Source organism: Paenibacillus intestini (assembly GCF_030803945.1).
GTDB classification, from domain to species: Bacteria; Bacillota; Bacilli; order Paenibacillales; family Paenibacillaceae; genus Paenibacillus; species Paenibacillus polysaccharolyticus.
Genome location: NZ_JAURUN010000001.1, coordinates 885,309 through 911,738, shown reverse-complemented (window position 1 = coordinate 911,738; position 26,430 = coordinate 885,309). Strand labels below are relative to the sequence as shown.

Annotated in this window: 18 protein-coding genes and 2 pseudogenes; 15 read left to right on the top strand and 5 right to left on the bottom strand. The window is 43.4% G+C overall.

Features of this window, described 5'->3' with window-relative positions; all coding sequences use genetic code 11:
• Window positions 1–176: 176 nt before the first annotated feature.
• Entirely contained in the window at window positions 177–2,489 is a 2,313-nt protein-coding gene (locus tag J2T16_RS03890) for a glycoside hydrolase family 95 protein (RefSeq protein ID WP_499017792.1), read from the top strand.
• Between the two features lie 176 nt (window positions 2,490–2,665).
• Window positions 2,666–2,878: a hypothetical protein gene (locus tag J2T16_RS03885; RefSeq protein ID WP_494390481.1), complete on the top strand. Its 213-nt coding sequence runs from the start codon at window positions 2,666–2,668 to the stop codon at window positions 2,876–2,878.
• Window positions 2,879–3,042: 164 nt separating this feature from the next.
• On the opposite strand, the gene J2T16_RS03880 is transcribed toward J2T16_RS03885, so the two are convergent.
• The gene (locus J2T16_RS03880) at window positions 3,043–4,017 is read right to left on the bottom strand and encodes a hypothetical protein (RefSeq protein ID WP_336119908.1); all 975 of its coding nucleotides are present in this window, start codon (window positions 4,015–4,017) and stop codon (window positions 3,043–3,045) included.
• Window positions 4,018–4,293: 276 nt separating this feature from the next.
• Between J2T16_RS03880 and J2T16_RS03875 the strand changes: the two are divergent.
• The 8 genes and pseudogenes from J2T16_RS03875 (at window position 4,294) to J2T16_RS03840 (ending at window position 14,893) form a co-directional block, all read left to right on the top strand.
• A pseudogene (locus J2T16_RS03875) lies at window positions 4,294–5,399 on the top strand (IS256 family transposase).
• Between the two features lie 629 nt (window positions 5,400–6,028).
• Window positions 6,029–7,597 carry a response regulator gene (locus J2T16_RS03870; protein WP_336119909.1) on the top strand — a complete coding sequence of 523 codons (1,569 nt, stop codon included), beginning with the start codon at window positions 6,029–6,031 and terminating at the stop codon, window positions 7,595–7,597.
• Entirely contained in the window at window positions 7,594–9,333 is a 1,740-nt protein-coding gene (locus J2T16_RS03865; RefSeq protein WP_499017791.1) for a sensor histidine kinase, read from the top strand. The genes J2T16_RS03870 and J2T16_RS03865 overlap by 4 nt, the downstream gene beginning before the upstream one ends.
• A gap of 119 nt (window positions 9,334–9,452) precedes the next feature.
• The gene (locus J2T16_RS03860; RefSeq protein ID WP_090915923.1) at window positions 9,453–11,132 is read left to right on the top strand and encodes an ABC transporter substrate-binding protein; all 1,680 of its coding nucleotides are present in this window, start codon (window positions 9,453–9,455) and stop codon (window positions 11,130–11,132) included.
• A gap of 130 nt (window positions 11,133–11,262) precedes the next feature.
• Window positions 11,263–12,234, top strand: coding sequence for an ABC transporter permease (locus J2T16_RS03855; RefSeq protein WP_090915925.1), 972 nt, complete (start codon window positions 11,263–11,265; stop codon window positions 12,232–12,234).
• A 15-nt stretch (window positions 12,235–12,249) separates the two neighbouring features.
• Window positions 12,250–13,170: a carbohydrate ABC transporter permease gene (locus tag J2T16_RS03850; protein ID WP_221788745.1), complete on the top strand. Its 921-nt coding sequence runs from the start codon at window positions 12,250–12,252 to the stop codon at window positions 13,168–13,170.
• Window positions 13,171–13,252: 82 nt separating this feature from the next.
• Window positions 13,253–13,591: pseudogene (locus J2T16_RS03845) on the top strand (hypothetical protein); the annotation flags it as partial.
• The gene (locus J2T16_RS03840) at window positions 13,583–14,893 is read left to right on the top strand and encodes a carbohydrate-binding protein (RefSeq protein WP_423246134.1); all 1,311 of its coding nucleotides are present in this window, start codon (window positions 13,583–13,585) and stop codon (window positions 14,891–14,893) included. The pseudogene J2T16_RS03845 and the gene J2T16_RS03840, both read left to right, overlap by 9 nt.
• 187 nt (window positions 14,894–15,080) lie before the next feature.
• Here J2T16_RS03840 and J2T16_RS03835 read toward each other — a convergent pair whose 3' ends face one another.
• From J2T16_RS03835 to J2T16_RS03825, 3 genes are read right to left on the bottom strand one after another with little or no spacing between them, the layout of a single operon-like run.
• The gene (locus J2T16_RS03835; RefSeq protein ID WP_221788749.1) at window positions 15,081–15,356 is read right to left on the bottom strand and encodes a barstar family protein; all 276 of its coding nucleotides are present in this window, start codon (window positions 15,354–15,356) and stop codon (window positions 15,081–15,083) included.
• An 11-nt stretch (window positions 15,357–15,367) separates the two neighbouring features.
• On the bottom strand, window positions 15,368–15,808 hold the full coding sequence (locus J2T16_RS03830) for a ribonuclease domain-containing protein (protein WP_221788751.1): 441 nt from the start codon (window positions 15,806–15,808) through the stop codon (window positions 15,368–15,370).
• A gap of 32 nt (window positions 15,809–15,840) precedes the next feature.
• Entirely contained in the window at window positions 15,841–16,722 is an 882-nt protein-coding gene (locus tag J2T16_RS03825; RefSeq protein ID WP_221788752.1) for an AraC family transcriptional regulator, read from the bottom strand.
• 206 nt (window positions 16,723–16,928) lie between these two features.
• Here J2T16_RS03825 and J2T16_RS03820 point away from each other — a divergent pair, with 206 nt between their 5' ends.
• From J2T16_RS03820 to J2T16_RS03800, 5 genes are all read left to right on the top strand, one after another.
• Window positions 16,929–18,458 (top strand): glycoside hydrolase family 43 protein, encoded by a 1,530-nt coding sequence (locus J2T16_RS03820; RefSeq protein WP_499017790.1) that lies wholly within the window; start codon window positions 16,929–16,931, stop codon window positions 18,456–18,458.
• 45 nt (window positions 18,459–18,503) lie between these two features.
• A complete protein-coding gene (locus J2T16_RS03815; RefSeq protein WP_499017789.1) occupies window positions 18,504–20,084 on the top strand; it encodes a glycoside hydrolase family 43 protein in 1,581 nt (526 codons plus the stop codon).
• Window positions 20,085–20,228: 144 nt separating this feature from the next.
• Window positions 20,229–21,920: an extracellular solute-binding protein gene (locus tag J2T16_RS03810; protein WP_221788754.1), complete on the top strand. Its 1,692-nt coding sequence runs from the start codon at window positions 20,229–20,231 to the stop codon at window positions 21,918–21,920.
• Window positions 21,921–21,958: 38 nt separating this feature from the next.
• The gene (locus J2T16_RS03805) at window positions 21,959–23,716 is read left to right on the top strand and encodes a sensor histidine kinase (RefSeq protein WP_336119913.1); all 1,758 of its coding nucleotides are present in this window, start codon (window positions 21,959–21,961) and stop codon (window positions 23,714–23,716) included.
• Complete coding sequence (locus J2T16_RS03800; protein ID WP_336119914.1) at window positions 23,701–25,338, top strand: response regulator; 1,638 nt, start codon at window positions 23,701–23,703, stop codon at window positions 25,336–25,338. Before J2T16_RS03805 ends, J2T16_RS03800 begins: the two co-directional genes overlap by 16 nt.
• A 128-nt stretch (window positions 25,339–25,466) precedes the next feature.
• Here J2T16_RS03800 and J2T16_RS03795 read toward each other — a convergent pair whose 3' ends face one another.
• Entirely contained in the window at window positions 25,467–26,231 is a 765-nt protein-coding gene (locus J2T16_RS03795; protein ID WP_221788757.1) for a helix-turn-helix transcriptional regulator, read from the bottom strand.
• Window positions 26,232–26,430 lie beyond the last annotated feature (199 nt).

Sequence of the window (26,430 nt, the reverse complement as noted above, 5' to 3'; positions counted from 1 at the left end):
TCATGCCTCCAAACGGGTTAGCATTGTGAAGGTTTAGGTTAGTTTTCTTCATTCAACGAAGCCGGGTGAACAAAGTAAACTGATTATACGGCCTGTAAGACGGGTCATATTGAGTCCTGTTCGTCATGCTGCTAGTGCAGCAGTGAACCTTGGCATCTCTCGTTGGAGGTATAATGATGAATACGAATAAAATTTGGTTTGATCACCCTGCCGAGCAGTGGGAAGAAGCCTTTCCGATTGGAAACGGAACCCTCGGTGGTATGGTATTTGGAAAAACACATCTAGAGAGAGTGCAGTTAAATGAAGATAGCCTTTGGTACGGCGGACCGATGGAGCGGAACAACCCGCATTCACTTCAATCACTGGATAACATAAGGGAACTTCTGTTTCAAGGCCAGATTCGGCAGGCAGAGGAGCTAGCGTTAACCTCATTAGTAGGCGTGCCTGATGGACAACGGCATTACGAGCCGCTTGGTGATTTCTATTTGGCTATGCATCATGCAGACGAGGAGACAGCAGCGTATCAGAGATATCTTGATTTGGAACAGGGTATCGTTAATGTGCAGTACACATCAGGAAAAACCAAGCATAAGCGAGAATATTTTTCAAGTTATCCTGATCAGGTCATGGCAGTCCGTTTGTCTAGTAGCGAGCCAGGCGAATTATCATTCACAACCTTGTTTGGCAGAGGTTCCGTATTAAACTGGTCGCCGCTATCGGGAGCGCTAAGACATCCGGTCGGGTTCCAATCGTTGATCGATCGAATCGAACAGTGCAGCAATGGTGAACTGATCATCCGGGGACGAAGCGGAGGAGAAGGGGGGATCCGTTTTTGCTGTGCGATTCGGGTCATGCACGAAGCAGGGGAGCTTCAGTATTCGAGTGGTCAAATGTCACTATTAAATGCAGATTCCGCCACCGTGCTGATCGCAGCATGCACTGATTTTCGTTATGCCAAGGAAGAGCTGGAGGCGGAATGTTTACGAAGAATAGATACGGCCTCTGCCAAAACATATGATCAGTTGCTTCAGGATCATATCACCGACTATCAGGCGCTGTTCAAACGTATGGACTTGCATCTGGAGGGTGGACACACAGATACCAGTTATATGAGTCTGCCGATGAATCAACGACTCGAGCGTCTTAGAGCAGGCGGTGATGATCCTGAACTCGTAAGTTTGTACTTCCAGTTCGGGCGATACTTGCTAATCTCCAGCAGCCGGCCCGGTTCGTTACCTGCCAATCTGCAGGGCATATGGAACAAAGACATGCTTCCGGTATGGGATAGTAAATACACCATTAATATCAATACAGAAATGAACTATTGGCCAGCCGAGAGTTGTAATCTGCCGGAGTGTCACATCCCGTTATTTGATTTTATCGAGCGACTACAGGAACGTGGAAGGGAAACGGCCAGCAAAATGTATGGCTGTAGCGGATTTGTAGCACATCATAATTCTGACATATGGGCAGATCCTGCCCCGCAGGATGTATGTCTAACGTCGACCTTCTGGACGATGGGCGGCGCGTGGTTGTCTCTTCACCTGTGGGATCATTATGAATACGGTAGGGACAAGATTTTTTTGAAAAAAGTATATGAAACGATGAAAGAGGCAGCTTTGTTTATTCTGGATTTCCTTGTACAAGACCCGGAGGGGAATCTCACGATATGTCCTTCATCCTCACCGGAAAATATCTATATCCTGGATAATGGTGAGTCGGGTGCGCTTTGTTACGGGGCATCGATGGATAACCAGATTATTCGGGAGTTGTTCACGCGGTGTATTTATAGTACACACATTTTGCAACAAGATCAGGAATTTGCATCACAGTTACAAGAAGCATTAACTCGTATTCCGGATATCGCTGTGGGAAAACACGGACAGATTCAAGAATGGAGCAAGGATTACGATGAACTTGAACCAGGTCATAGACACATATCACATTTGTTTGCACTGCATCCGGGATCGCAGATTAACCCGAAAACGACCCCTGAATTAGCAAAGGCCGCTCATATTACGCTGGATCGCAGACTGCAACATGGCGGTGGACATACAGGCTGGAGTCGGGCCTGGATTCTGAACATGTGGGCAAGACTGGAGCAGGCTGAACAGGCACATGATAACGTTATGGAGTTGCTTCGCTCCTCGACACTGCCTAATTTATTCTGTGATCACCCTCCGTTTCAGATTGATGGAAATTTTGGAGGTACCGCGGGCATAGCTGAAATGTTGGTCCAGAGTCATGGCGGCGAGATTCGTTTACTTCCTGCACTGCCAAAGGCATGGCCGAAAGGTTCCGTTCGAGGGCTGCGAGCGCGCGGCGGATTTGAAGTGGACATGGAATGGAGCGAAGGGAAGTTGCTTCATGCCAGTATACGTGCAAGCGAGGCAAGTAAAGTCAGCGTTTCTTATCTGGATCAACATATGGAACTGAATTTTCAGAGTGCACAAGATTCAATTATTTTAAAAGGGGAAAAGTGGATGTGACGTACAGTTTGCTAAAAGGAACGTTATTAAACAATAAGACAAGGTATCATTCATTTTAGTAGTGTATTGCACGGATTCAATGATATCAAAGACTTATATATATAAAATTGTATTATGTTATAATTAGCCATATATAGAGGAATTTCAAAATATTATTTTAAAGAAAGGAAAATTATATGCCATTAGTTGTACGAGGTGTACCCGAGCTCATTATTTTTCTAATAATAATGGCCGCCAACTATCTAATCATGTATCTTGTTGTTAGCTCTGTTCTTAATAATTCAGGTTTAAAATCAAAAATTGATAATTTACAAAATGAAGTTTTGGATTTAAAAAAAATTTTAAATGAAAACAAAAAAAACAAACCTGATGATACTAACAAAAATTAATTAAAACACAAATACTAGAGTTGTTAAGTTGTTAAGTTATTACTTAATCAGCCATAGCAAAATCCCCCAAAGTACTTCAACCACTATTTATATGGATGGAGTACTTTGAGGGAAGCTACGATTCAGTCCAGTATTGTTCTTTTTTAAGTTAAAACTTTATGTTGTTACTTACTATCAATTGTAAATGTAACATCCCAATCCCACTCATCCCCTATATAACTAGAAAAACTAAGAGAAATAGGTCCCACAGTAACGCTAGGAGTTAAAAGAGTATAAGGATGAGCGTATTTTGCAATATGTTTTCCTGTTAATCCTTTATAGGAAACAGGTATAGTAACAGTTTCTTTAAGAACTAAATTTTTATAGAGGTAAAGACCAGCGTGATCAAACTTAACAGATGAACCATTTATCCCCTCTATTGTGACCTGTTGTTTACTTTCATGGCTAGACTGTGGTGTTATCCATGTTGTTAATTTTGCTTCTCTACCCACACTGGTAGCAAACGATTGCCAAGAATTTGCTAACTTATCGATGTACTTATAGTAAGGGGGTTCCGCCCATGATGCAGTGTTGTAGTAGTCATATACAAACTCTTTGGCGTTCGACGTTTTTCCTCTATATATAACATAGCCAGTTCCGGTAAACGGGTACTCCTGGTAAACATCTGACATAGTTCCAATGTTTGATGATTGCCCTGCAGGTCTATTAATAATCCCTGTTTCTTTTTGACTTAACGCTTCAATTTCTTTTCTATTTTCGTTTGTTACAAGATATTTTTTACCGTCAGATGAATTATAGTATTGCTTTATTGTAGTTTGAGTATCAACTTTTTTTCCACCATTCAAAGAGATTTCCTGAATTATTGCTGGACTCATTTTTTCAATTTCTTTCTCAGAAAACCCCATCTCTTCTAAAACTGATCTTTGTTGAGATACTGTAAGAGAGGTATCTGAATTTCTCATTTGAAGATAAACCCTTCCGTCACCTTTCTTATCCAAACTAATATTAGAGTCTATGATAATATTATCGATCGATAAATCCTCTTCGTTAATAGCATTTTCTTGAGCACCTACAGTAACCGGAACTAACAAAAGCAAAGCAACAGAAAAAGTTAGTAGAAACTTGGATATTTTTTTCATTTTATCGTCCACCTCTCATATTAAAAACCTACATTCAAAGAAATACATTTACCCCCTTTATAGTTAGATTAAGGTTTTTTTAATTATACACTTACAATATATTTTTGTGAATATATTGTAATAAATAGAAGTATATATATTATTCTAATAAACATCTCACGCCTCAAAGAATGAGAGCGTAAAATATCTTGTGTAAATAGTTAACATAACAAAAGGAAGACCCTTTTTTGTAGAATTGAATCACCACAAGACAATTCACAGAAAGAGGGTCTTCCCATGAATCATTTTACTACGGATCTAGTCCAAGCTCTAGTCACGAAGCAGGATGTGACAGAAATTTTCTGTCAGCACCTTGAATTAGCGATGAATCGTTTGCTTGAAACCGAGTTAACTGCATTCTTAGACTATGAAAAGTACGATCGAATTAGTGTGAATTCAGGGGATTCACGCAACGGTGAGATTAAGCAACAGACCGTTGCGCCTTACAAACGTTCAAATGACACGCTTAAATCGTTCGTCATTTACATGTTTCAAAAGGGTGTTACCATGACCGAAATTGCAGATCTCATCGAGAAAATGTATTGTCATCACTACACGCCACAAATCGTGTCAAATATGACGAAAGTGATGGTAGAACAAGTAGATGCTTTTGCAAAACGAACGCTGTCTAAGCGCTATGTTTGTGTCTACATCGACGCTACTTACATCGCAGTAAAACGTGAAACGGTTTCAAAGGAGGCCGTTTATCTAGTTCGCGAAGATGGCTCAAAAGGAGTGCTAACGGATGCCATAGCGCCCACAGGATCGGCATATGTCTGGAATAAGCTGCTGCAAGATGTTAAATCCCGTGGTACAGAAGAAGTTCTGCTGTTTATCTCAGATGGGTTAGCTGGAATTGTAGATACAATAGCTCAAGTTTATCCGCATGCGAAGTACCAATCTTGCTGTGTGCATGTAGCACGTAACATTGCTCATAAAGTTCGTGTATCTGACCGTGCCAACATCTGTAACGACTTCAAGTCCGTGTACCTTGCAGAAGATGAACAGGCGGGTAAAAAGGCTCTTGAAGACTTCTCTAGCAAGTGGAAAACCAGCTATCCTAAAGTGGTAAAGTCCTTACGTGAAAACCCATATATCTTCACATTCTACAGCTTCCCAAAGTCAAACTGGAGAAGCATTTACTCTACAAATCTTATTGAATCGTTCAACAAACAGATAAAGAAATACACGAAACGAAAAGAACAGTTCCCACATGAAGAAGCATTAGAGAAGTTCCTAGTATCTCAGTTTGAAGGCTACAACCAACGCTTGCTACTCGCTGTCATATTGGCTTCGACCAAACACGAGCAGAACTTCAAGAGATGTTCACCACCAAAGACTAAATAGCCGAATTTATAATAAATGGATAATTCCGTTTACACAAAATTCTTGACGCTACCTAGTGTATTTCCCAATGTAAGATTGTTGGTCATATTTATGGTCTTATTATATTAAGTAATATAACAAGACCAGTATCTACATAAGTTGAACTATTTTTTACACTTGAACGGAGAGGACAGAAAAAAACTGGAAAAGCGATGCGTTCGCCTGAGAGCTTTCTGAAAGGAAGCTGCTTCGTAAGCATATGCTTATCACCGGATTTTCCCCTCTTGGAAAGGGAATAAAAAAATCTGGGGATAACAGCGATTGGAAGGTTATTCTGTCATCGGAGTACACAGTGTAAATCTTTAATTCAACTTATATAGTAAATTTCATCTCCATTTCTTAAGCGAAACGTTCGAGTTTAGACTCGATACAGTTTCGCTTTTTCTTTTTGAAAACGATAGGCTGTACTTTCGCGCAATAAAATCAACGATTCGCGCAATGAATTTGCAAACGGCAAAGGATAGAATGGAAACCATCTTGTATAAATAGCTGCAGAATTGTAAGCGGTTTCTAATTATAATTGGAATATACCGTTTTTTGTTGATTTCATTCAACGATTTTCGCTTGAGGGGAAGGGGCAGATCATATGTTAAAAGTTCTTCTGGTCGACGATGAGATGTATATCCGTAAAGGAATGCATGAACTGATTGATTGGCACAGTCTTGGCATGGAGATTGCGGGGGAAGCAGAGAATGGACTGGAGGCGCTGAATAAGGCGGAGTGTTTACATCCTGATGTCATTATTACCGATATCCGAATGCCTATTCTGGATGGACTCGAGCTCATCCGTGCCGTTGACAAGTCACCTACACTAGAGCCTGTATTTATTATCATTAGCGGTTACCATGATTTCAAGTATGCACAACAAGCAATAAGGTACGGTGTCCAGGATTACATCCTCAAGCCGATTGATGACGAAGAAATGACCGCAACGCTGCAAAAGGCGGCTAACCTGATCCAGAATAAGCGAAAACATGCATTTTTGGAGGAAGGACAAGCCAGTCGAATTATGTTAAAAGATATGATCAAGGGTCAGATTCGAAAAGAAGATGAGATCCGGTATGCAGAAATGTTAGGTATTGACCATCAGACGTCATTGATCATTGTGCTGTTTGAATTACAAACAGGCTCAGAACACCGGAAAGTGACTCTTCACCAGGTTAATGAAATCCTTCATTCGTTGGCAGATCCTCGGTTCAATCTATACGTTATTGAGGAACAGCTAGGTAGATTTGCCTTGATTGTTCTATTGAAGGAAGCCTCTCCAAAACAACGTGTAGTTGATAAAATTCAGTGGATTCAAAACATGCTCAGCGACCACCTTGGCGCAGATGTAGGCTTGTACGCAGGTACATTAATAGATGACATGACCGAAGCACCTCGGTCTTACGCGGAAGCTGAGGAAGCATCCAAGCATAAGTTTGCAGAGCCTGGAAGTGTTGTCCATTATACAGAAGTGAAAGATAAAGCGTTATACGTATTTAACATAAATCAGGAAGAGGTTGATCCCCTGATTCTAAGCCTGGAAGAGCGAAATCGTGAGGCTTGTCATGAGATTGTGCACGATATGTTCAACAAGTTTCACTCTCGCCGGTTTTCTACTCAGGCAGTTACAGGTTCTCTGTTGCGTTGCATTACGGGCATACTCGCGGTTGTGCATGAAATGGGAGGTACGGACGCAGGGTTGCAGAAACTCAAGTTATTAGCCGAACAAGGTCAAGATGGATGGAATTTGCGACTATTGAAAATTGCATTTTTGACTGCATTGGAAGAAGCAGAGGAGTATATTGCGCAACTGCGGATGGAGCAGTCCAAAGGAGATATCAACAAGATCAAACGATATATCGATTCCCATTACATGGAGAATATCAGTCTCAAAAGTATAGCGGCCCAGTTCTATATGAATCCGGTCTATCTGGGTCGACTTTTCCGTAAAAGTTATAACCAGTATTTTAATGAGTATCTGCTGAATCTTCGGGTTCAGGAAGCCCAGAAGTTGCTTCGCCAGACGGATCTGCGAATGTATGAAGTGGCGGCTCGTATCGGATTTCAGAATGCGGATTATTTTGTGACTCAGTTTGAGAAAATCGTTAATATGACGCCAACAACCTACCGTAATCTTCTGAAAGAGGATGGACAGCGGGGGGCCCAATGATCAAGTGGAAGTGGAACTACATGAAGCTTCGGGACAAATTGTTGCTGATGTACGTGTTATCGGTGTTCATTCCGATTGTTGTGACGAATGTCGTTTTCTATCAAGTAACCACAGCCAATATCCGTAACCAGAAATCTCGTGATGCCGGAATGGCGTTAAACAATCTGAAGAACGAATTACGTGTGACGATTGACCAGGGGGTAGGTCTGTCGTATTCGCTCTATGCTGATCCTGTATTCAATGACACGTTATCTCGTTCGTTTGAAAGTAACTCGGAGTATATTCGGGCATATAACTCCTATCTCAAAGGAGAGTTTTCCGGTCAACTGAGTCAAGGCATTCGTTGGTACCAAGTGTATACTGATAATCCAACGATTTTGTCCTCAGGCTACATTGAACACTTAAATGAAGCGGTTCGCAGCACGAGCTGGTATAAGCAATTACAGAATAATGTTGTACCTTATCCAACCTTGATTGCAACCGATCAGATGTTAAGCCTCATCCAGCGGTTAAACAATCAGGACACGGGCGGTATCGAACAATTACTCAAAATTGACTTTAATATGGATCTACTCCAAGAGCAATTTCGCAACAGCGGTTTTGATGGCAAAGTGTATTTGGTTGATCCAGGAGGCCATATTCGCTTTTCGAATGATTTGAGCACAGAGAATGTTTCAATTGGACAGCTTTACGGAAAAATGGAATTCCCCAATAAAACCATTCGATTTGATCGTGTCTATTCTGGCATTAACTATTTGGAAGGGTGGTCCCTGCAAGGTGTGATGGACGAGGAAATCGTGTTACAGGAAGTTCGTAAATCACGCTCTTTCGTCGTCTGGCTGGCATGTATTAATTTCGTGTTGCCTTCGATTATCATTGCGGCGATGTCCCGCTCCATTCACGTCAGACTGGTACGTATTCTCAAACATATGAAAAAAGTAAAAACACAAAATTTTCAGACCATTCCTCCTGAAGATGCAAGGGACGAGATTGGACAATTGACAACCGAATTCAACCGGATGACCGAGACGATTCGGAATCTCATTGATGAAGTATATCTAGCGGATATTCAAAAAAAAGACCTGGAGCTTAAACAGCAGCAGGCGCAGCTTCATGCGTTACATAGTCAGATAAATCCGCATTTCCTATTTAACACGCTTGAATCTGTGCGAATGCGGAGCCTGATCAAGGGCGAGAAAGAGACCGCTAAGATTGTGCATCATATGGCAAAAATGTTCCGTAAGTCCATTAGCTGGAATCAGCATGACGTGACCGTGAAGGAGGAACTGGAGCTAATCGACAGCTTTTTGCAAATCCAGAAATATCGCTTTGGGGAAAAACTCCAGTATTACATTGAAGCTGATCCTGCCGCGTTAAAGTACCGGATTCCCAAAATGGTCATCTTGCCATTCGTGGAAAACGCCAGCATACATGGTATTGAATCTACACCGGGTGAAGGTATTATTCGGCTTGTTATTCAATTGGAGGGTCAGAATCTTCATATCGGGCTGGAGGATAACGGTATTGGCATGTCCGCAGCAAGATTGAAAGAATTGGTAGGATATCTGCAACAGAATATGGATATGGGTGAGCATGTAGGGATGAAAAATGCATATAGCCGGTTGAAACTTTGTTATAGGGATCAATTCTCTTTTTCCATCCATTCAGAGGAAAGCAAGGGGACGTGTATACAAATCAGGCTCCCACTTAATGTGGATAAGGTGGAAGGGAAATGATGGTTCGATATACTTTTTAAAGAACAATGTACAGTTTCATGGGTAACTATGAAAGCGTTATCTTGATATATTGAAAATGCTTACATACACCGTTTAACTAAAAAGGGGGAACAAAACACATGTTAAAACCGCTTTTGAAAACGACAGGATTAGCCGTATTATTGGCATCCCTGTTGGCCGGGTGCTCGTCAGGCAGCTCTTCTCCAGGGGCTTCGTCTACAGCAAAAGAAGATGATAATAGCCCGGTTACATTTTCGTATTATATGTTTTCTTCGGGTAAGAAGGATACTTTGGCAAGTGAAACAACGATTGGTAAAGAACTGCAGAAGCAGACCGGTGTAGATTTTAAATTGGAATATCTGGTTGGTGACAGTGCGACTAAAGCTGGCGTTATGATTGCGTCCGGAGACTATCCTGACGTCATCGCCTCCAGCGGAGAAATGTCCAAATTGCTGGATGCCGGAGCTTACATTCCGTTAGATGATCTGATCGAAAAATACGGTCCGAATATTAAGAAAGTATATGGCCCGTACTTCGATAAAATGAGAAACCCGGAAGACGGTAAAATTTACGCGTTGCCATATACGGCTAACCAAGGTGAGTATTCAGGTAGCCCTAACATTGGTGGGGGAGCTTTCTGGATTCAACGTTCTGTATTGAAGGAATTTAATTATCCTAAAATTACGACCCTGGATGAATATTTTGATCTGATCGAGGACTATAAGGAGAAACACCCGACAGTGGATGGAGCCGAAACGATCGGGTTTGTATCCCTTGCTGGCGTAGCCAATAACTTTTTCACCCTGCAGAATCCAGCCATGCACCTTGCAGGATATCCTAATGACGGCGGCGTTATGGTAGATATGCAAACCCATGTCGCAAGAACCGTTTCAGGTACAGAAGAACAGAAACGCTGGATCAAAAAACTGAATGAAATTAACGCCAAAGGTTTGCTTGATCCAGAGTCATTCACCATGAACAAGGATCAGTACTTGGCAAAACTGACTTCAGGACGTGTTCTCGGTTACTTTAACTATGCATGGCAAGTAGGAGATGCAACTAAAAACTTGCTGGCAGCAGGTATCGATGAGAAACGTTATGCACCGCTTCCGATTGTGTTCGATAAGAGCATCAAGGACCAATACATTGATCCTCCTGGCTTCGTAAACAACTATGCTACGGGTATTACCGTAAATGCGAAAGACCCGGAACGTATCATCAAGTATTTTGATAATTTGCTCAAAGAAGAGAATCAGATTCTAATCCAGTGGGGGATCAAAGATCAGACTTATAGTGTAGATGAAAAAGGGCGCTACTATTATGCCAATGATGAACAACGGAAAATTCACGACGATGTCGAGCTTGGCCGTAAATTTGGATTTACCTATTTCAGTAATGACTGGCCACGTTATGGTGGAGAATCGACACTGTCCGATGGGAATGCATTTAATCCAGGCAATCAGCCGGAAGTTGTCGCAGGAACATATACAGAAGGGGATAAAAAATTCCTGGATGCCTATGGTATCAAGACGTTCAGTGAGCTGTTCAACAAACCGGAGGAACGTCCTTGGTTCCCGGCATGGTCTATTGCGCTCGAACAAGGTTCTCCTGAACAAGTTTTCACCACCAAATCGGATGACATACAGCGCAAGTACTTGCCTGAGATGATTTTGAGTGCACCTTCGAACTTCGATAACCTGTGGAATGCTTACATGGCTGAATTTAGCAAGCTGGACAAAGCAGGCTACGAGAAAAAGATGACTGAAGTCATTCAAAATCGTGTCGCAGGTAAATGGTGATTTAATCAAGACCATATAAAATAAACTGTTACGTGCGCTGGAGAGAAAGCGGGAATCGCTTTCTGGTGTATATCTCCGTATATACTCTCTCCGCGCATGAATAACAGATAGGGAAAGGAGTAACTGCATCGTGGAGGAACCCAATGTAACTCTTCAACCGATTCCACCTACTTCGCATCGAAAAGGGAACCGCGAAACCAGCTTCTACAAACGATTGCTACAGCAGCGTACCCTGGCTTTTATGTGTATTCCCTTTGTGATTTGGGCATTTGTATTCAAATATTTGCCGTTATGGGGCTGGACGATGGCGTTCCAGAACTTCAAACCGGCAAGAGCTTTCGCAGATCAGCAGTGGGTAGGAATGAAGCATTTCCAAACCTTGTTTGAAGATAATACGTTCTATCGAGTGCTTCGAAATACGCTGGTGATGAGTTCTATTAAATTGGTGCTTGGGTTTGTCACAGCGATTACCTTGGCACTTCTTTTGAATGAATTGAAAAATATTATTTTTAAACGTTTTGTACAAACCGTCAGTTATTTGCCTCACTTCATTTCTTGGGTTGTTGCTTCAAGTATCGTGCTCACCGTATTGTCTCCCGATGGAATCATTAACCTTATTCTTATGAAGTTGCACTTGATCGACAGTCCAGTGCTGTGGATGGGAAAAGGTGAGTATTTCTGGGGTATACTGGGGGCCACAGAAGTATGGAAAGATGTTGGCTGGAACACGATCATCTATCTGGCGGCGATTACAGCCATCGATCCTGCTCAGTATGAAGCGGCAGAGATTGACGGAGCCAGTCGTTTTAAACGAATGTTGTATATCACATTGCCAGGTTTAAAACCGGTTATCGTCATTTTGCTGATCATGAATATGGGAAGCATCCTTGAATCCGGGTTTGAGCCTCAATATTTGCTGGGCAACGGAATGAATATGGATTATTCTGAGAACCTGGATATCTTTGTCTTGAAGTATGGTTTGGGAATGGGGAACTTCTCTTTGGGTACAGCAGCAGGGATTTTCAAAACTGTGGTCAGCTTCATCTTCCTCTTTACCGCCAACTATATCGCCAAAAAAATGGGAGAAAGCAGACTATTCTAAGAGGAGGCCTAGGCCATGCCAAAAGCAAAATCATCCCGCTTGCGGAACAGCAGTGCCGGGGACCGGGCATTTGATGCCATTAATATCACATTCATGATCTGTTTGATGATTGTTACAATTTATCCGTTTATTAATATGATCGCGGTCTCGCTGAATAATGCAAATGATGCGATTCGCGGAGGCATTTATCTGTGGCCTCGGGAGTGGACACTGGATAACTACAAATATATTTTTGGAGAATCCGACATTTACCATGCCACACTGATCTCGGCGCTTCGTACGATTATCGGAACGATCGTGTCTGTTTTCTGTACGGCGATGCTTGCTTATACACTCAGCAGGCAGGAATTTGTACTTCGTAAGTTTGTGACGATGTTTTTTGTCTTCACAATGTACTTCAGCGGAGGATTGATTCCGGGTTATCTGTTGATCCGTGATCTCGGCCTGATTGGCTCTTTCTGGGTTTATATCATTCCGGGTGTAATCGGTGTGTTTAATATGATCGTCATTCGTTCTTTCATTGAAGGATTGCCTGAGGGAATTCTGGAGTCGGCCCGTATTGACGGAGCGGGAGAATTTACAACGTTTATTCGAGTGGTACTGCCATTAACGATTCCAGCGATGGCAACCGTTTCTCTTTTCGTAGCCGTGGGTCAATGGAATTCCTGGTTTGACGTCTTTCTCTATAACTCATCTAACAAGGAGTTAAGTACACTACAATATGAATTGATGAAGATTTTGCAGACGTCAACAACGGCGGCAACGTCATCGGCAAGTGATGTGTATCAGTCTGCTGAGAACAGCGGAGTTGCCGTGACACCAACTTCTATTCGGGCAACGATGACTATTATTGCAAGTGTTCCAATTCTGATGGTATATCCTTTCCTGCAGAAATACTTCGTTCAAGGTATGACCATCGGAGGCGTAAAGGGATAAAAGTTAAGGTTGATGTGTTCGAATTTTAATTGTCGGGAGATGAGACATCGTGAATGCTTTGATCAAAAAATCACTCTGTACGATGCTTGCAGCTATGACAGCACTGCCTCTGTTTTACGTACCGGTTTCTTCCAAAGTGTCTGCTGCAAACGATGCTGTAATTAATGTAACTGCACCTAAACAATTGATTCGGGGTTTTGGAGGTATGACGCATTCCGGCTGGATTGGTGATCTCACTGCCTCTGAGAGGGAAACCGCTTTTGGCAATGGGCCTAACCAGCTTGGCTTCTCTGTTCTAAGAATTCCGATTGATGAGAACAAGAACAACTGGCAACGGGAAGTGGATACAGCCAAAAAGGCGATTGAACATGGTGCGATTGTATTTGCATCTCCTTGGAATCCACCAACAGATATGACGGAACTGGTCACCATCGGCACTACTTCGGGCGGTGGTTCAACGTATGAAGCTGAATCCTCGACAACGTTGACCGGGGCTGTAGCGGGGAGTTCTTTGACAGGATATACAGGATCAGGTTATGTTACTTTCCAAAATGCGAGCGGCTCGGCTGTTCAGTGGAATACGATTCTGATTGGCAGCACCGGCACCAAAAACATTAAAATTCGGTATTCACTTCCTTCAGGAACGAGTAACCTGGATGTATACGTGAACGGCACATTAGCGCTTAGTAACGTACCATTTGAAGCTACAGGCAGTGGAAACACTTGGAAGGACAAATCGATTCAGGTACCGATGGTGAATGGCACAAGCACGTTGAAGCTGGTTACTACAGGAACGGGTGGACCGAACATTGATAACATCAACGTAACCGCATATACGCAGATTACACAGGCCAAACGACTCAAGTACGACAAATACGCGGCTTACGCTCAATATTTGAATGAATTCGATACATTTATGAAAAATAACGGCGTCAACTTGTATGCGATTTCCGTACAAAACGAGCCTGACTATGCCCATGACTGGACATGGTGGTCTCCGGAGGAAATGCTTCGTTTCATGAAAGAAAACGCGGGTTCCATCAACAATCGGGTCATTGCCCCGGAATCCTTCTCTTATGTGAAAAACATGTCGGACCCTATTTTGAATGATCCGCAAGCCCTTGCGAATATGGATATTTTGGGTGCACATACGTATGGTACGCAATACAGCGACTTTCCATATCCGTTATTTGAACAAAAGGGAGCAGGAAAAGAGCTTTGGATGACAGAGGTATACTATCCGAACAGCGAGACCAATTCTGCAGATCGCTGGCCTGAAGCTTTAGGAGTAGCGGAGCATATGTATAACGCAATGGTTGAAGGTAATTTTCAGACGTATGTATGGTGGTATATCCGTAGACATTATGGACCGATCAAAGAGGATGGAACGATAAGTAAACGTGGCTATAGTATGGCTCATTACTCCAAATTCGTGCGCCCTGGTGATGTCAGAGTAGATGCAACCAAAAATCCGGCAAATGGTGTATATGTCTCGGCATACAAGGGAGCGAACAACAAAATCGTTATCGTTGCTATTAACAAAAATACATCAGGCGTGAATCAGCGATTTACTGTACAGAATGGAACAGCCTCTACTGTATCCTCTTGGGTAACGGACAGCACACGTAATCTGGGGGCTGGCTCTGCGTTGCAGATATCCGGCAACGGATTCTCGGCAGACCTGCCAGCCCAAAGTGTAACAACATTTGTTGTGCAACCGTAAGGACAGATGTTAATGAAGAGAACAAGGCAAGAAGCAAAAGAGCAAGTATAGATATAAGGAAGAGAAGAACGAGAAGAACGAGGCAAAGAAGTAAATAGAAGGGAATTGAAGTCAAAAGAAGTTAAAATAAGATAGCAGAATTTAGTAGAAGAAAAAAGAACAGGTTGCCCTTAGGCAGCCTGTTTTACTATGACCATAACTCTAATGAGAATTCGTCAATCTCTTGCTCTGCTTCGCGCATTAAATCAAGAACCTGATCTGCATAATCACCGAGCTTTTCTCTGCTTATATCAAAGTGACTCCAGCGGATCGTCAGCGGCATCTTGACTTCACCTGTCAAGGCATCCCATAGAGCGTCCAGATTGTGTCCGTAATGTTCATCCAATTGCAATTTATCTTGTAACAACTTATGGAGTGATTCCCGATTAAGAAGGTAACGACCGTCGATCTGAATGATATTCATGTGTTCCTCCGTTATTTGATCTGTTGAAAAGTCTTATAATGATCGGTGGTTTGATAGATTAGACCGTCATTCGAATATAGAATTCGGTCGCTTCCGCGTTTTCCACCAGTATAATGGATATCCGCCTCATACCAGATCCGACCTTTTTTATTGGGAAGCAGCCCTTCGCGATTTCTGAATACGTCACCGCCAATGCTCTTTCCTGGAGCGACCTGACCCAGATTGCCTTCACTAGGCTCCCAGCCCAGCTTACGAGCTTCTTTTTTCGTAATATAATTGGGCGGAAGTTCATGATGCTCTTTGATATAATCGGCGACCTCCTGAAATCCCATCTCTTTGGAGGGTTGACCAGCGTGAGAACTGGTATTGGTAATAATCTGTGAGGTACAACCTGCAAGCAATAATACGGAAAGCAAGACGAATAGAGGATACAACCATTTTTTTAAAAGCATGTTCTGATCTCCTTTTAATGATGACAATGCTCTTAATGGTAATCGGTTTCCGGCAACAAATCAATTCTAAGCTCGGCTTGCCGATGTTTCATATATTTTCCCGGTGAGATTCCAACGATCTTGGTAAAGCTACGAATGAAATTGGCGTAGTCACTAAACCCTGACTGGAAGCAAACATCTGTGATGCTCAGTCCATCTGTAAGAAGTGTTTTGGCAAGTTCAATGCGTCTACCTAGAATGTAGGAGCGAAGCGTAAGCCCGGTATGCTTTTTAAATTGCCGGCTGATGGAGGTGCTGTTCATATAAAATTGTTCGGCCAATTGTCCGAGAGTAATATGTTGCGTGATGTGTGCTTCGATATATTCCATCGTTCTGCGTACCAGTTCAGGCATGATGTCTTGGGGTACAAAGGAATTATGCTGAAACCACTGGTTGATCAGAACAAGTAGTTGTGCCATAGCAGCATTGGTCTGCACGTCTGCACCATATTTGTTAGAATCAGCAGATTCTTCAATCTGACGGGTCCAATACAGAAGCTGATTTAACTGGTTCTCATTCAGATGAATGATGTTGCCACTTCCGTCAGGGCGATGATCGAAACAAGATAATAAATTCGTCAAAACTGTGGATAGCTGGCACACATAGGTTTTCTTGAGGTTAATCGTGATTCGCTCATATTCAGTCTCGTCCACAATAAGTGTCCGATGCATCTCCTCAGGAGATATGACAAGCAAGTCACCACGCTGCATGGGATAACAACGATGATCGACATAGAAGTGTACATTTCCTTGCAGGAATAAGTAGATTTCATACGCGTTGTGGCGGTGATAACTGGAATCATACCTGTAGGTTGTTAGGGGATGGCGGTACAAAAGCTCTGGCTGAATCGCATCATAAAAATAATCAGAAGACATATGGTAGAAGTACCTCCTGTCATTTCACGCAATAAAACATGCAAACTACGCAATGAAATTGGACTTAGTTTCACTTAAAATGTAATCATCCTATCATGAAAACGTTTGATTTGCAAACGCTTTCTATTTGTTGTGCCCTAATATATGGATACCTGATTAGATATGAAAATAATGCAAGATCCATTCTATTTGCGGGAGGAAATGAAATGAACAATGAAACGATGGCACAAGCTGGGGAGCAGAAGACTGAAGCTGGCTTAACGGGTCACTTGCAGCATACACCAAAGGAGATTGGAAAGCTTCGTCCCAACGCTAATCCTCTAATGGCACACAAATTCGGAGCTGATCCTTATGCACTCGTGTTTAATAACCGGGTCTACCTCTATATGACCAGTGATAAACTGGAGTATGATGCGAATGAGATTCCTCAGAAAAACAGTTATCAGTCGATCAATAAAATTACAGTCATCTCATCGGATGATTTGATCAACTGGACAGATCATGGGGAAATCAAAGTAGCAGGTCCAGAAGGGGCAGCTACCTGGGCTTCCCAATCTTGGGCTCCAGCAGCTGCACATCGCAATTTGAATGGTGAAGATCGTTTTTATTTATATTTTGCCAATAATGCCAGCGGTATTGGTGTTCTGAGCGCACCAACACCTATAGGGCCTTGGACAGATCCGATCGGAAAAGCGTTGGTGACAAGAGAAACGCCGGGTGTTGAAGACGTAACGTGGTTATTTGATCCTGCTGTGCTTGTGGATGATGACCATCAAGCTTATCTTTATTTTGGTGGAGGCGTGCCTGAGGGGAAACCAGAGCGTCCGGATACGGCGCGAGTGATGAGACTTGGAAAGGATATGGTCAGTGTTGAGGGTAAGGCCAAGATCATTCCTGCTCCTTTTATGTTTGAAAATTCGGGGATACATAAATATGATAACATCTATTATTACACTTACTGCTCCAACTTTTTTCAAGTTGAACGTGACGAGGATAGCCCGCCGCCGGGAGAAATTGCATACATGACAAGTGCCCAGCCTATGGGTCCATGGACGTATCAGGGAACAATCCTTAAAAACCCGGGCCACTTCTTCGGGATTGGCGGTAACAATCATCATGCTATTTTCCCACTGGGGAATGAGTGGTATATTGCTTATCATGCGCAGACTCTGTGCCAGGCGATGGATATCCCGGAAGGGTATCGTTCCACACATCTGAACAAGGTGCAGTACGAAGAGACAAGTGGAAGAATCAAAGCGATTCAAGCGGACTACGAAGGTGTAGATCAACTGAAATCATTCAATCCATACCAACAGGTCAGCGGGTCAACGATTGGCTGGAATGCGGGAGTGATCACCCGTCAAATAAGTGGCTCGGGTTCGGAGCAAGAGGCACAAGGCGAGTCTCCAAAACCAGATGAAGTTGCCAGTGTGATGCATGAAGGAAGCTGGATTGCGATCTCGCGTGTGGATTTTGGTCAAAAAGGGGCGGCAAGCTTTACTGCAACCGTATGCAGTCAAGGTGGATCATGTACTCTTGAACTTCGACTAGGGCGAGAAGACGGTGATTTAATTGGAAAGGTGCATATTCCTGCATCAGCGGAGGGTCAAGAATGGATGGAGGCATCGACTTCAATAACTGGCGCTAAGCATGAACACGACCTGTATCTTGTACTGAAACCATCAGAAGAAAACCCATGCATCCTTTTAAACCAATGGATGTTTGAAGAAGCCTAACATCAGGAAGGGACTTATCCTGTTGATTGGAGAGCTGGAGCCAGAGTGAACAGCTATGATGCTGAACTCCGAAAAGAGGTGTTTTACACGATGTATTCAAATCCGATTATATGGGCCGATTATCCGGATGTGGACGTCATTCGGGTAGAAGATACGTATTATATGGTAAGTACGACCATGCATATGATGCCTGGATGTGTTATTCTCCGTTCATATGACCTGATTCAATGGGAAACCGCTTCGTATGTATATGACAGACTGGATAATACACCAGCCCAGCGGCTGGAGAACCGGCAGCAGATCTACGGAAAAGGCATGTGGGCGGCTTCACTCCGTTATCATCAAGGCAAGTTCTACGTCATTTTTGTAGCCAATGATACTCGTAAAACGTATCTGTATACTTCTGAAACGATAACCGGACCTTGGAATAAACAGATTGTAGAAGGATTCTACCATGACTGCTCGTTATTTTTTGATGATGACGAACGGGTGTATCTGGTACATGGTAATCGAGAGATTCACTTAACCGAATTAAAAACCGATCTCTCCGGCCCCAAGCCGGAAGGGAGGCATCGCATCCTAGTGACAGACCATCAGCCGCACTACTTGGGGTATGAAGGTGCACATTTTTACAAAATTGAAGGTATCTATTATGTCTTCCTGATTCATATGACGAAGGAAGCAGGGCGACGAACGCAAGCTTGTTACAGGGCGGATACGCTGGATGGTACATTTGTTGGCGGAGAAGTGTTCAATGATGATATGGGATACTTTAATTCAGGGGTTGCTCAAGGCGGAATCGTGGATACACCGGATGGTGACTGGTACGCTGTGCTTTTTCAAGACCATGGGGCCGTAGGGCGAATTCCGGTTCTGGTCCCGATGCGTTTCGAGGAAGGCGTACCTGTATTTGCAAAAGAGGCTCCGAAACAAATCGATCTGGCCAGCACAAGGCCGGGCTACCGTTACCAACCGCTGGTTGCAAGCGATAGTTTCGAATATACGCTGGATGGTCAGGGTAATGTGCGACTTCGGGATGTTTGGCAGTGGAATCATACACCGCATGATGATCTGTGGTCTGTTACGGAAGTACCGGGAGTGTACCGAATTCGAACGGGTCAACTTAGCCCTAACCTGACGTTTGCAGTGAATACACTCACTCAGCGGGCCATGGGGCCGGCTTGTGTAGCGTCAGTAACATTGGATGGCAGTGGCCTGAACGATGGTGATTATGCAGGTTTATGTTTTCTGATTGGCACGTATGGTTTGATTGCAATGACAAAAAATGAAGGCAAGTACTATCTCGTTATGCAGGCCAGAGTAAGTCAGGATAACAGCATATTTGGCAGTATGATTGACCAGGAGCCTGCCACGGAGTACGCCCGCATACCTGTAACAGGACCTGTAGTGAAGCTGCAAGCCTCAGCCAATTTTATAGATAATCAAGATGAATGCCGCTTTGCCTATGTGGATGGGGCAGATTGGAAGAGCCTCGGGATTCCGCACAAAATGGTCTACAAGCTGGATCACTTCATGGGCTGTAGAATTGGATTGTTTCTGTTCTCCACACAAGAAATAGGGGGCATGGCCGACTTTTCGAATTTTGAATATCATATCTCTCCGTAAATCAATCCTTGCTCAAAGTTATAAATAAAAGTCGCCAAACGGCGGCTTTTTCGTACTCATGACAGATCAAATGTTGTACAATGATAACAATTATGGAAAAAAGAAATAGATACGTTCATTCAATCAAAATGGGGGCATGTCACCATGCATAAGCGATGGATGTACAAAACAAGATGGACGATTATTATCTTTCTAACCGTATGTATACCTACTGGACATACGCAGGGAGACTCCGGTCATATCAACAACTTATCTAAGGATCAGCAGACCTCATCTTTGGCGGCCTATTCCCCGCCCATTCAAGTTTCTTTTGTCAGAGAAACGGGAGAAGACTTACAGCGCATGATTGAGCAACTGCCCGGTGAGACACTGGTCGATAACCGCTGGACTCGTTTGTACGAACAGGAACTTGGTATTCAGATTCGGTATGACTGGATTGCAACGGGCGATGTGTATAATCAAAAGTTAGGGGTTTCCCTTGCTGCCGGCCGTTTCCCGGATGTCGTCAGAGTTAACCCATATCAGCTAAGGCAGCTGAGCAATGCCAATCTAATTGAAGATTTGACGGAAGTATATCGTGATTTCGCCACGCCACTAACCAAAAATATTTTGGAGGCCGAAGGGAAAGGGGCGTTTGATGCAGCTACGATTAACGGCAAGCTAATGGCTATTCCCGAATCTTCTTCTTCCATTGAAACGGCACAGTATTTGTGGATCAGAACAGATTGGCTGGATAAATTGGGGCTGCAGGCACCTGAAACGATAGAAGACGTGTTGAAAGTTTCGGAAGCGTTTACATCACGTGATCCGGATGGTAATGGAGAACAAGATACCTACGGACTTGCGCTAACGAGTTATCTATGGGACCCGGTTATGGGCGTTTCTGGATTTATGGCGGGGTATGGTGCGTTTCCGAATATCTGGATTAAAGATCCTGAGGGCGGTCTGACCTATGGAGGCATACAGCCTGAGGTACGTAAGGCGTTGGAAGTATTACAGACCATGTACCTTGAGGGACAGCTTGATCCGGACTTTGCTTACAAAAATGGAAGCAAGGCATACCGTCTCATTGATCAGGGGAAAATTGGCATGCTCTATGGTGAGCAGTGGACTCCTTTTGTTGTCCAGTCTACCCGTGATGAAGATCCGGAAGCAGAATGGCAGGCATATCCGATCGTAGCTGAGACAGGTCGAAACAGAGTTGTACCGTTGCGTTCCAATACAGGAAACTACTTTGCTGTGAGAAAAGGTTTTGCCCATCCTGAAGTCGTCGTTAAACTGATGAATTTGCATCTGGACAAAAACTGGGGACAGAATGCGGAATATGAAACGTACTATAATGACGACTCACGTGCGGTGTGGATGCTGTCTCCGGTCACTCCTTTTCCGGGAACCAAAAATTTAGATGCATATCGAGATATTCGGGATGCACGTACAACAGGTGACTTTTCTGTGCTGGAGAACGAAGCGCTGGCGATTCACAAGCGAATTGCTGCTTATGAATCAGAAGGTTTGAAGAGCGGGTGGGGATGGAAGCAGACTTACGGGCCAACAGGTGCGTTTAGCATCGCGGATGATTACGATCTGAATGGACAGCTTCTGTATGATCAATTCACAGGCGGAATTACGGAAACGATGGTAGATCGGCAGATTATCCTTCGGGATCTGCAGCTTGAAGTATTTATGAATATTATTTATGGATCACCTATCGAAGAATTCGATCAATTTGTAGTAGATTGGCTTGAACTGGGCGGAAAAGAGATTACATCGGAGGTGAACGCATGGTATAGAACGCAAGCCGCCAGGGATCACCAGGCGTTCGCTTTATCCTATTAAGGCAGGTGTCTTTGATCTGAAATCAGGAGGGGAGTTCGTTGTTCAAGATACCGGCACAGTCGTGGTTTAACAGTATATTTGCGCGGCTGATTATGACCTACCTGGTTTTTGTCATACCTTTGATTCTTCTGGGCGTGTATCTGTACCACTGGAGCTATGATACGGCAAGTCAGGAAATTTCTTTATCGACAGAGAGGCGGTTAAGTCAATACGCGACAGAACTTAACCGGGAGATCGAGTGGATGGAGTTGCAGCAGTTTGACATTGCAGAGGACCGCAAGCTGAATCGGCTGGCGATCCTCTGGAACAATATGGACCAGATTGAAAAACGGGAAATATTAAACTATTTGTCCGAACGGCTGGCCTCTTTCAAAAACAGCAGCGTTTATATCAAGAACGTTTATGTACATATTCCTACAGTCAACAAGAGTATCTCCGCAGTGCAGGGAATTGATGAATTTAATAGTACCTCATACGATTATTTCAGTTCATTCACGCACGAAGAAAGCATTCGATTCACAGTTAAAGACGATACCCTGAATCTGAGTGCTGTCCGTTTAACAGGCAAAATGGGAGACGCACCGTTGTTTGTTGTTCAGGTGGAACTGGATAATGTTGCTTTTCAGAATGAATTATCTCAACTTAATCTATACCCTGAAAGTGCTTCCCTCCTTATTGAAGACAAAACAGGTTTTGCTATTTTAGACCGGGAAGAGCGCGAGATCATTCTTGCCAACTACCGTGAATATAGTCAAAAGAACTCCCTTGAGAGCTTTCGCGTAAATGTTGAGGATACAGCGTACCATGTGAACCAACATCATATGGAACCTCTTGGTTTATCCATTGCTACATATTTGCCTGAGAAAATGGTCACCAAACCCTTGAGCAAATTTTATAAATGGGCATGGATATTTGCGATCACATCGTTTATTGCGATTTCAGCATATCTCTATTCAACGTACAAACTGATTCACATTCCTTTATTATTGCTGGTGAAAAGGTTCAAAAAGATGGAGGGCGGGGTGCTGGATATCCCGATTGTACATCATCGCAAAGACGAGTTCGGATTCTTGTATGGCCGCTTTAATCATATGATCGAGAATCTGCAATTGCTGATTGACCGTGATTTCAAAAAAACGATGATGATGCAGCGAGCTGAATTAAAGCAGCTTCAATCACAGATTAACCCACACTTTTTGTACAACAGTTTCTTCATTCTCAACTCGCTTGCACGAACAGGAGAAACGGATCGTATTGAACAATTTACGAATATGCTCGGTGAATATTTTCGATTCATTACACGCAATGGGACAGATCATGTGCCACTGAAGGAAGAAGTACACCATTCCCGAATCTATACGGATATCCAGCAACTGCGATTCTCCAGACGAATCAAGGTTGAATTCGGTGAGGTTCCGCTGGAAATGCAACAGATTCAGGTTCCCAGACTTGTAATCCAGCCGATTATTGAAAATGCCTATGAGCATAGCCTTGAAAAAAATACGTCCGAAGGTCTGCTACGTATCCAATTCCATATGGAGTCATCATGGGCGGAAATTACGGTGGAAGATAACGGGCATGATCTCCAGACAGAAGATATAGAGAAGTTGCAACATAACATGCATCGTGAGGCAACGACAGATGACATAACGGGATTAATGAACATTCATAGGCGATTGCTTCTGACCTTTGGCGAAGGAAGCGGGTTGTTTTTGTCACGAAGTGAGCTACAAGGTTTAAAGGTTGTCATCCGAATCCAGTGGAACGAGGGGGAAAACGAATGTATCGACTTCTGATTGTAGATGACGAGGAGATCATTACGGATAGTTTGTATGAAACATTTGCGAGACATATGCCGGATCGGCTGGATGTATGCAAAGCATACTCTGCTACAGAAGCACTCTCCTGGATGCGACGCTCCAGAATTGATATTGTGTTGACGGACATTCGTATGCCGGGCATGAGCGGACTGGAGCTGACGGAAGAGATTCAAAGCCGCTGGCCGCAGTGCCGTGTTATTTTTCTGACGGGTCACAGTGATTTTGAATATGCATACAAAGCCTTTCAGATGAACAATGTACGGTACCTGCTTAAGACAGAAGGGTACGATAAAGTGATGCACATGGTGGAGCAGGTTATGGAAGAGATCAGGCAAAGTCATGATATGCATAATCTTCTGGAACAACAAAGCGAGATTACATCCCGGTTGACCGCATTTAGGCAGGATGAATACATCCGAAAGCTTCTTCAGGAAGGTTCAACTGCTGCTTCATTAATTGAACTTCAGGCTGAACTACTAGAGAGGGAGATTCATCTAAAAGCTGATTCTCCGGTGTTTTTGGTGCTTGCAAGATTGAATAAGCTACATGAACCGGCAGAAGTTGAACAAGGGTGTACTGAATCATCTATTCGGATCATTGGAACATCATTGATGAGTGAATATACGGAATGTGTCAGTGCTACGGATCACTATGGTGATACGGTGTGGCTACTTCAGCCTAAAGATGGCCAGCGAGATGCAGACCAGCATTTTGCGAGATACATGGAAGGTACCTTAGAGCTTGTCCAGGAGTCGTGTCTTGCTTCACTGGGCGTGTCGATTGCATGCACACTTAGTGGACGGGGGTGTGAGTGGTTCCAACTCCCGCAGCAATACGAGCGTCTGCGCTTGTTACAGTGGATGAAAGTCGGGGATGGCATGTCGATGGTTTTGACAGACAATTACAAGGAGCCTCAAGCGGGTACGCCGAAGGAATCACCGCGGATATCAAGCCGGGTAGAAGCAATGAATGGTTTTCTGGAGACAGGACGCTTTCAATCCTTCTATGATATCTTCGAAGAGCTTGTGGGAGAGCTCCTTCAACAGGATATGACGATGGAGCGAGCCATGGAGACATACTATCATCTGGCATTGACCTTTTACGCAGCATTTAATCGCTGGGGACTGAAGCAGAAAACCCCGGATCAGCGAAGTTTTCTGCATTTGGACCATTTTCCAAGCATGAAAGATGCCGTTCAATATCTCTATCTGGCAGCCGATGAACTGGTCAACTTCAAACGATCAAACGAAGAGGAACGTGCGAATATAGTCGTACAGAGTTTATGTAATTATATCAAGAGTAATCTGGAAAAAGATCTTACGTTAGTACGACTGGCAGAACTGCATCACTTTAATCCTTCGTATCTATCCAGATTTTTCAAACAGGAGATGGGCATTAATCTATCCGAATTTATTGATGATAGCCGAATTCGCAAGGCCAAGGAGTTGCTCATGAACCATGAGCTAATGGTGCGGGAAGTGGCCCTTCAAGTCGGTTATGAATCTGCTCATTCGTTTACCAGGCTGTTTAAAAAACAGACGGGCATGACTCCTCAGGAGTATCGAGAATCCTTACTGATTCGCTCGGTGGATCGGTAAGTGATAAGAACGTAATAAAGCACGCAGGAGTAGCATCTCCTGCGTGCTTTTTATTAGATAGATTTTCAATATATATGTAGCCTGGGATACGCTCCGAATACAAACGGCTCCGTATATTACTTAATTAATTAAGCGGTGTGAGCCTTTTGTCTGCGATAGGCATTGGGACTTGACCCAGCGTAAGCTTTGAATTTTTTATAAAACCAATCGATATCCCGATATCCGACCTCCAGAGCAATTTCGTAAATCCGCAGGTCGGTGGACAGGAGAAGTTGTTTGGCTTTTTTCATTCGCTCCTTCAACATGTAGTCATTAAAGGAAACGTTCTCTTGCATTTTAAACTTCTGACCAAGATAGGCACAATTGAAATGCAACATGTCAGCGATCTTTTTCAACGTAATTTCTTCATTCAGATGATCTCTTACATAAGCTTTCACGATCCGAATCACATGCTTGGAATCCATCGCTTTGCCGTTGAGCTGAATCGTAGGCTTGACGGCAGGGCTTTTTTTCACAGGAACAGGCCCAAGTTTGTTCAGAAGTTCATATAAACTGTGTACAAGAGCGGAAGCGCTAAAAGGTGAGGGTAAATAATCATTCACCTGATAAGTTAATGCTTTGCGGACTAGTCTGAATTGATCCCTTCCACCAAGCAGGAGAATAGGGATATCGTTTGTTTTCCGAATGTGGTGACACAACCATAATCCTGCCGTATCATACTGCTCTGTATGCACGACGACAACACTGAAATCCCGATCGGATAGTGCTGCAAGAGCAGCGTTTGAAGAGGAAACCGAATCTGTAATTGTAAATGGGAATTTGTTTTCTTCCAGAAGCTGTTCAAGCTCTCTACTCAAGCGGCGGCTATAATCAACAAGTAAAACACTGTACATGAAGCATGACCTCACCTTCTCCTGATATTCCGATCCACTGTTTAACTGAAATAAGGCTTAGTTTCATTATGGGAAGAAAAGAAAGCGCATACAATGTGCATTATTTTGCAGATAGTGCATTTCTTTACCAATTGCAGGTGAAATACCCTAATTCACTCCTCAAATGAACCTGATCTATAATCTGCCCGGGTAAACACCT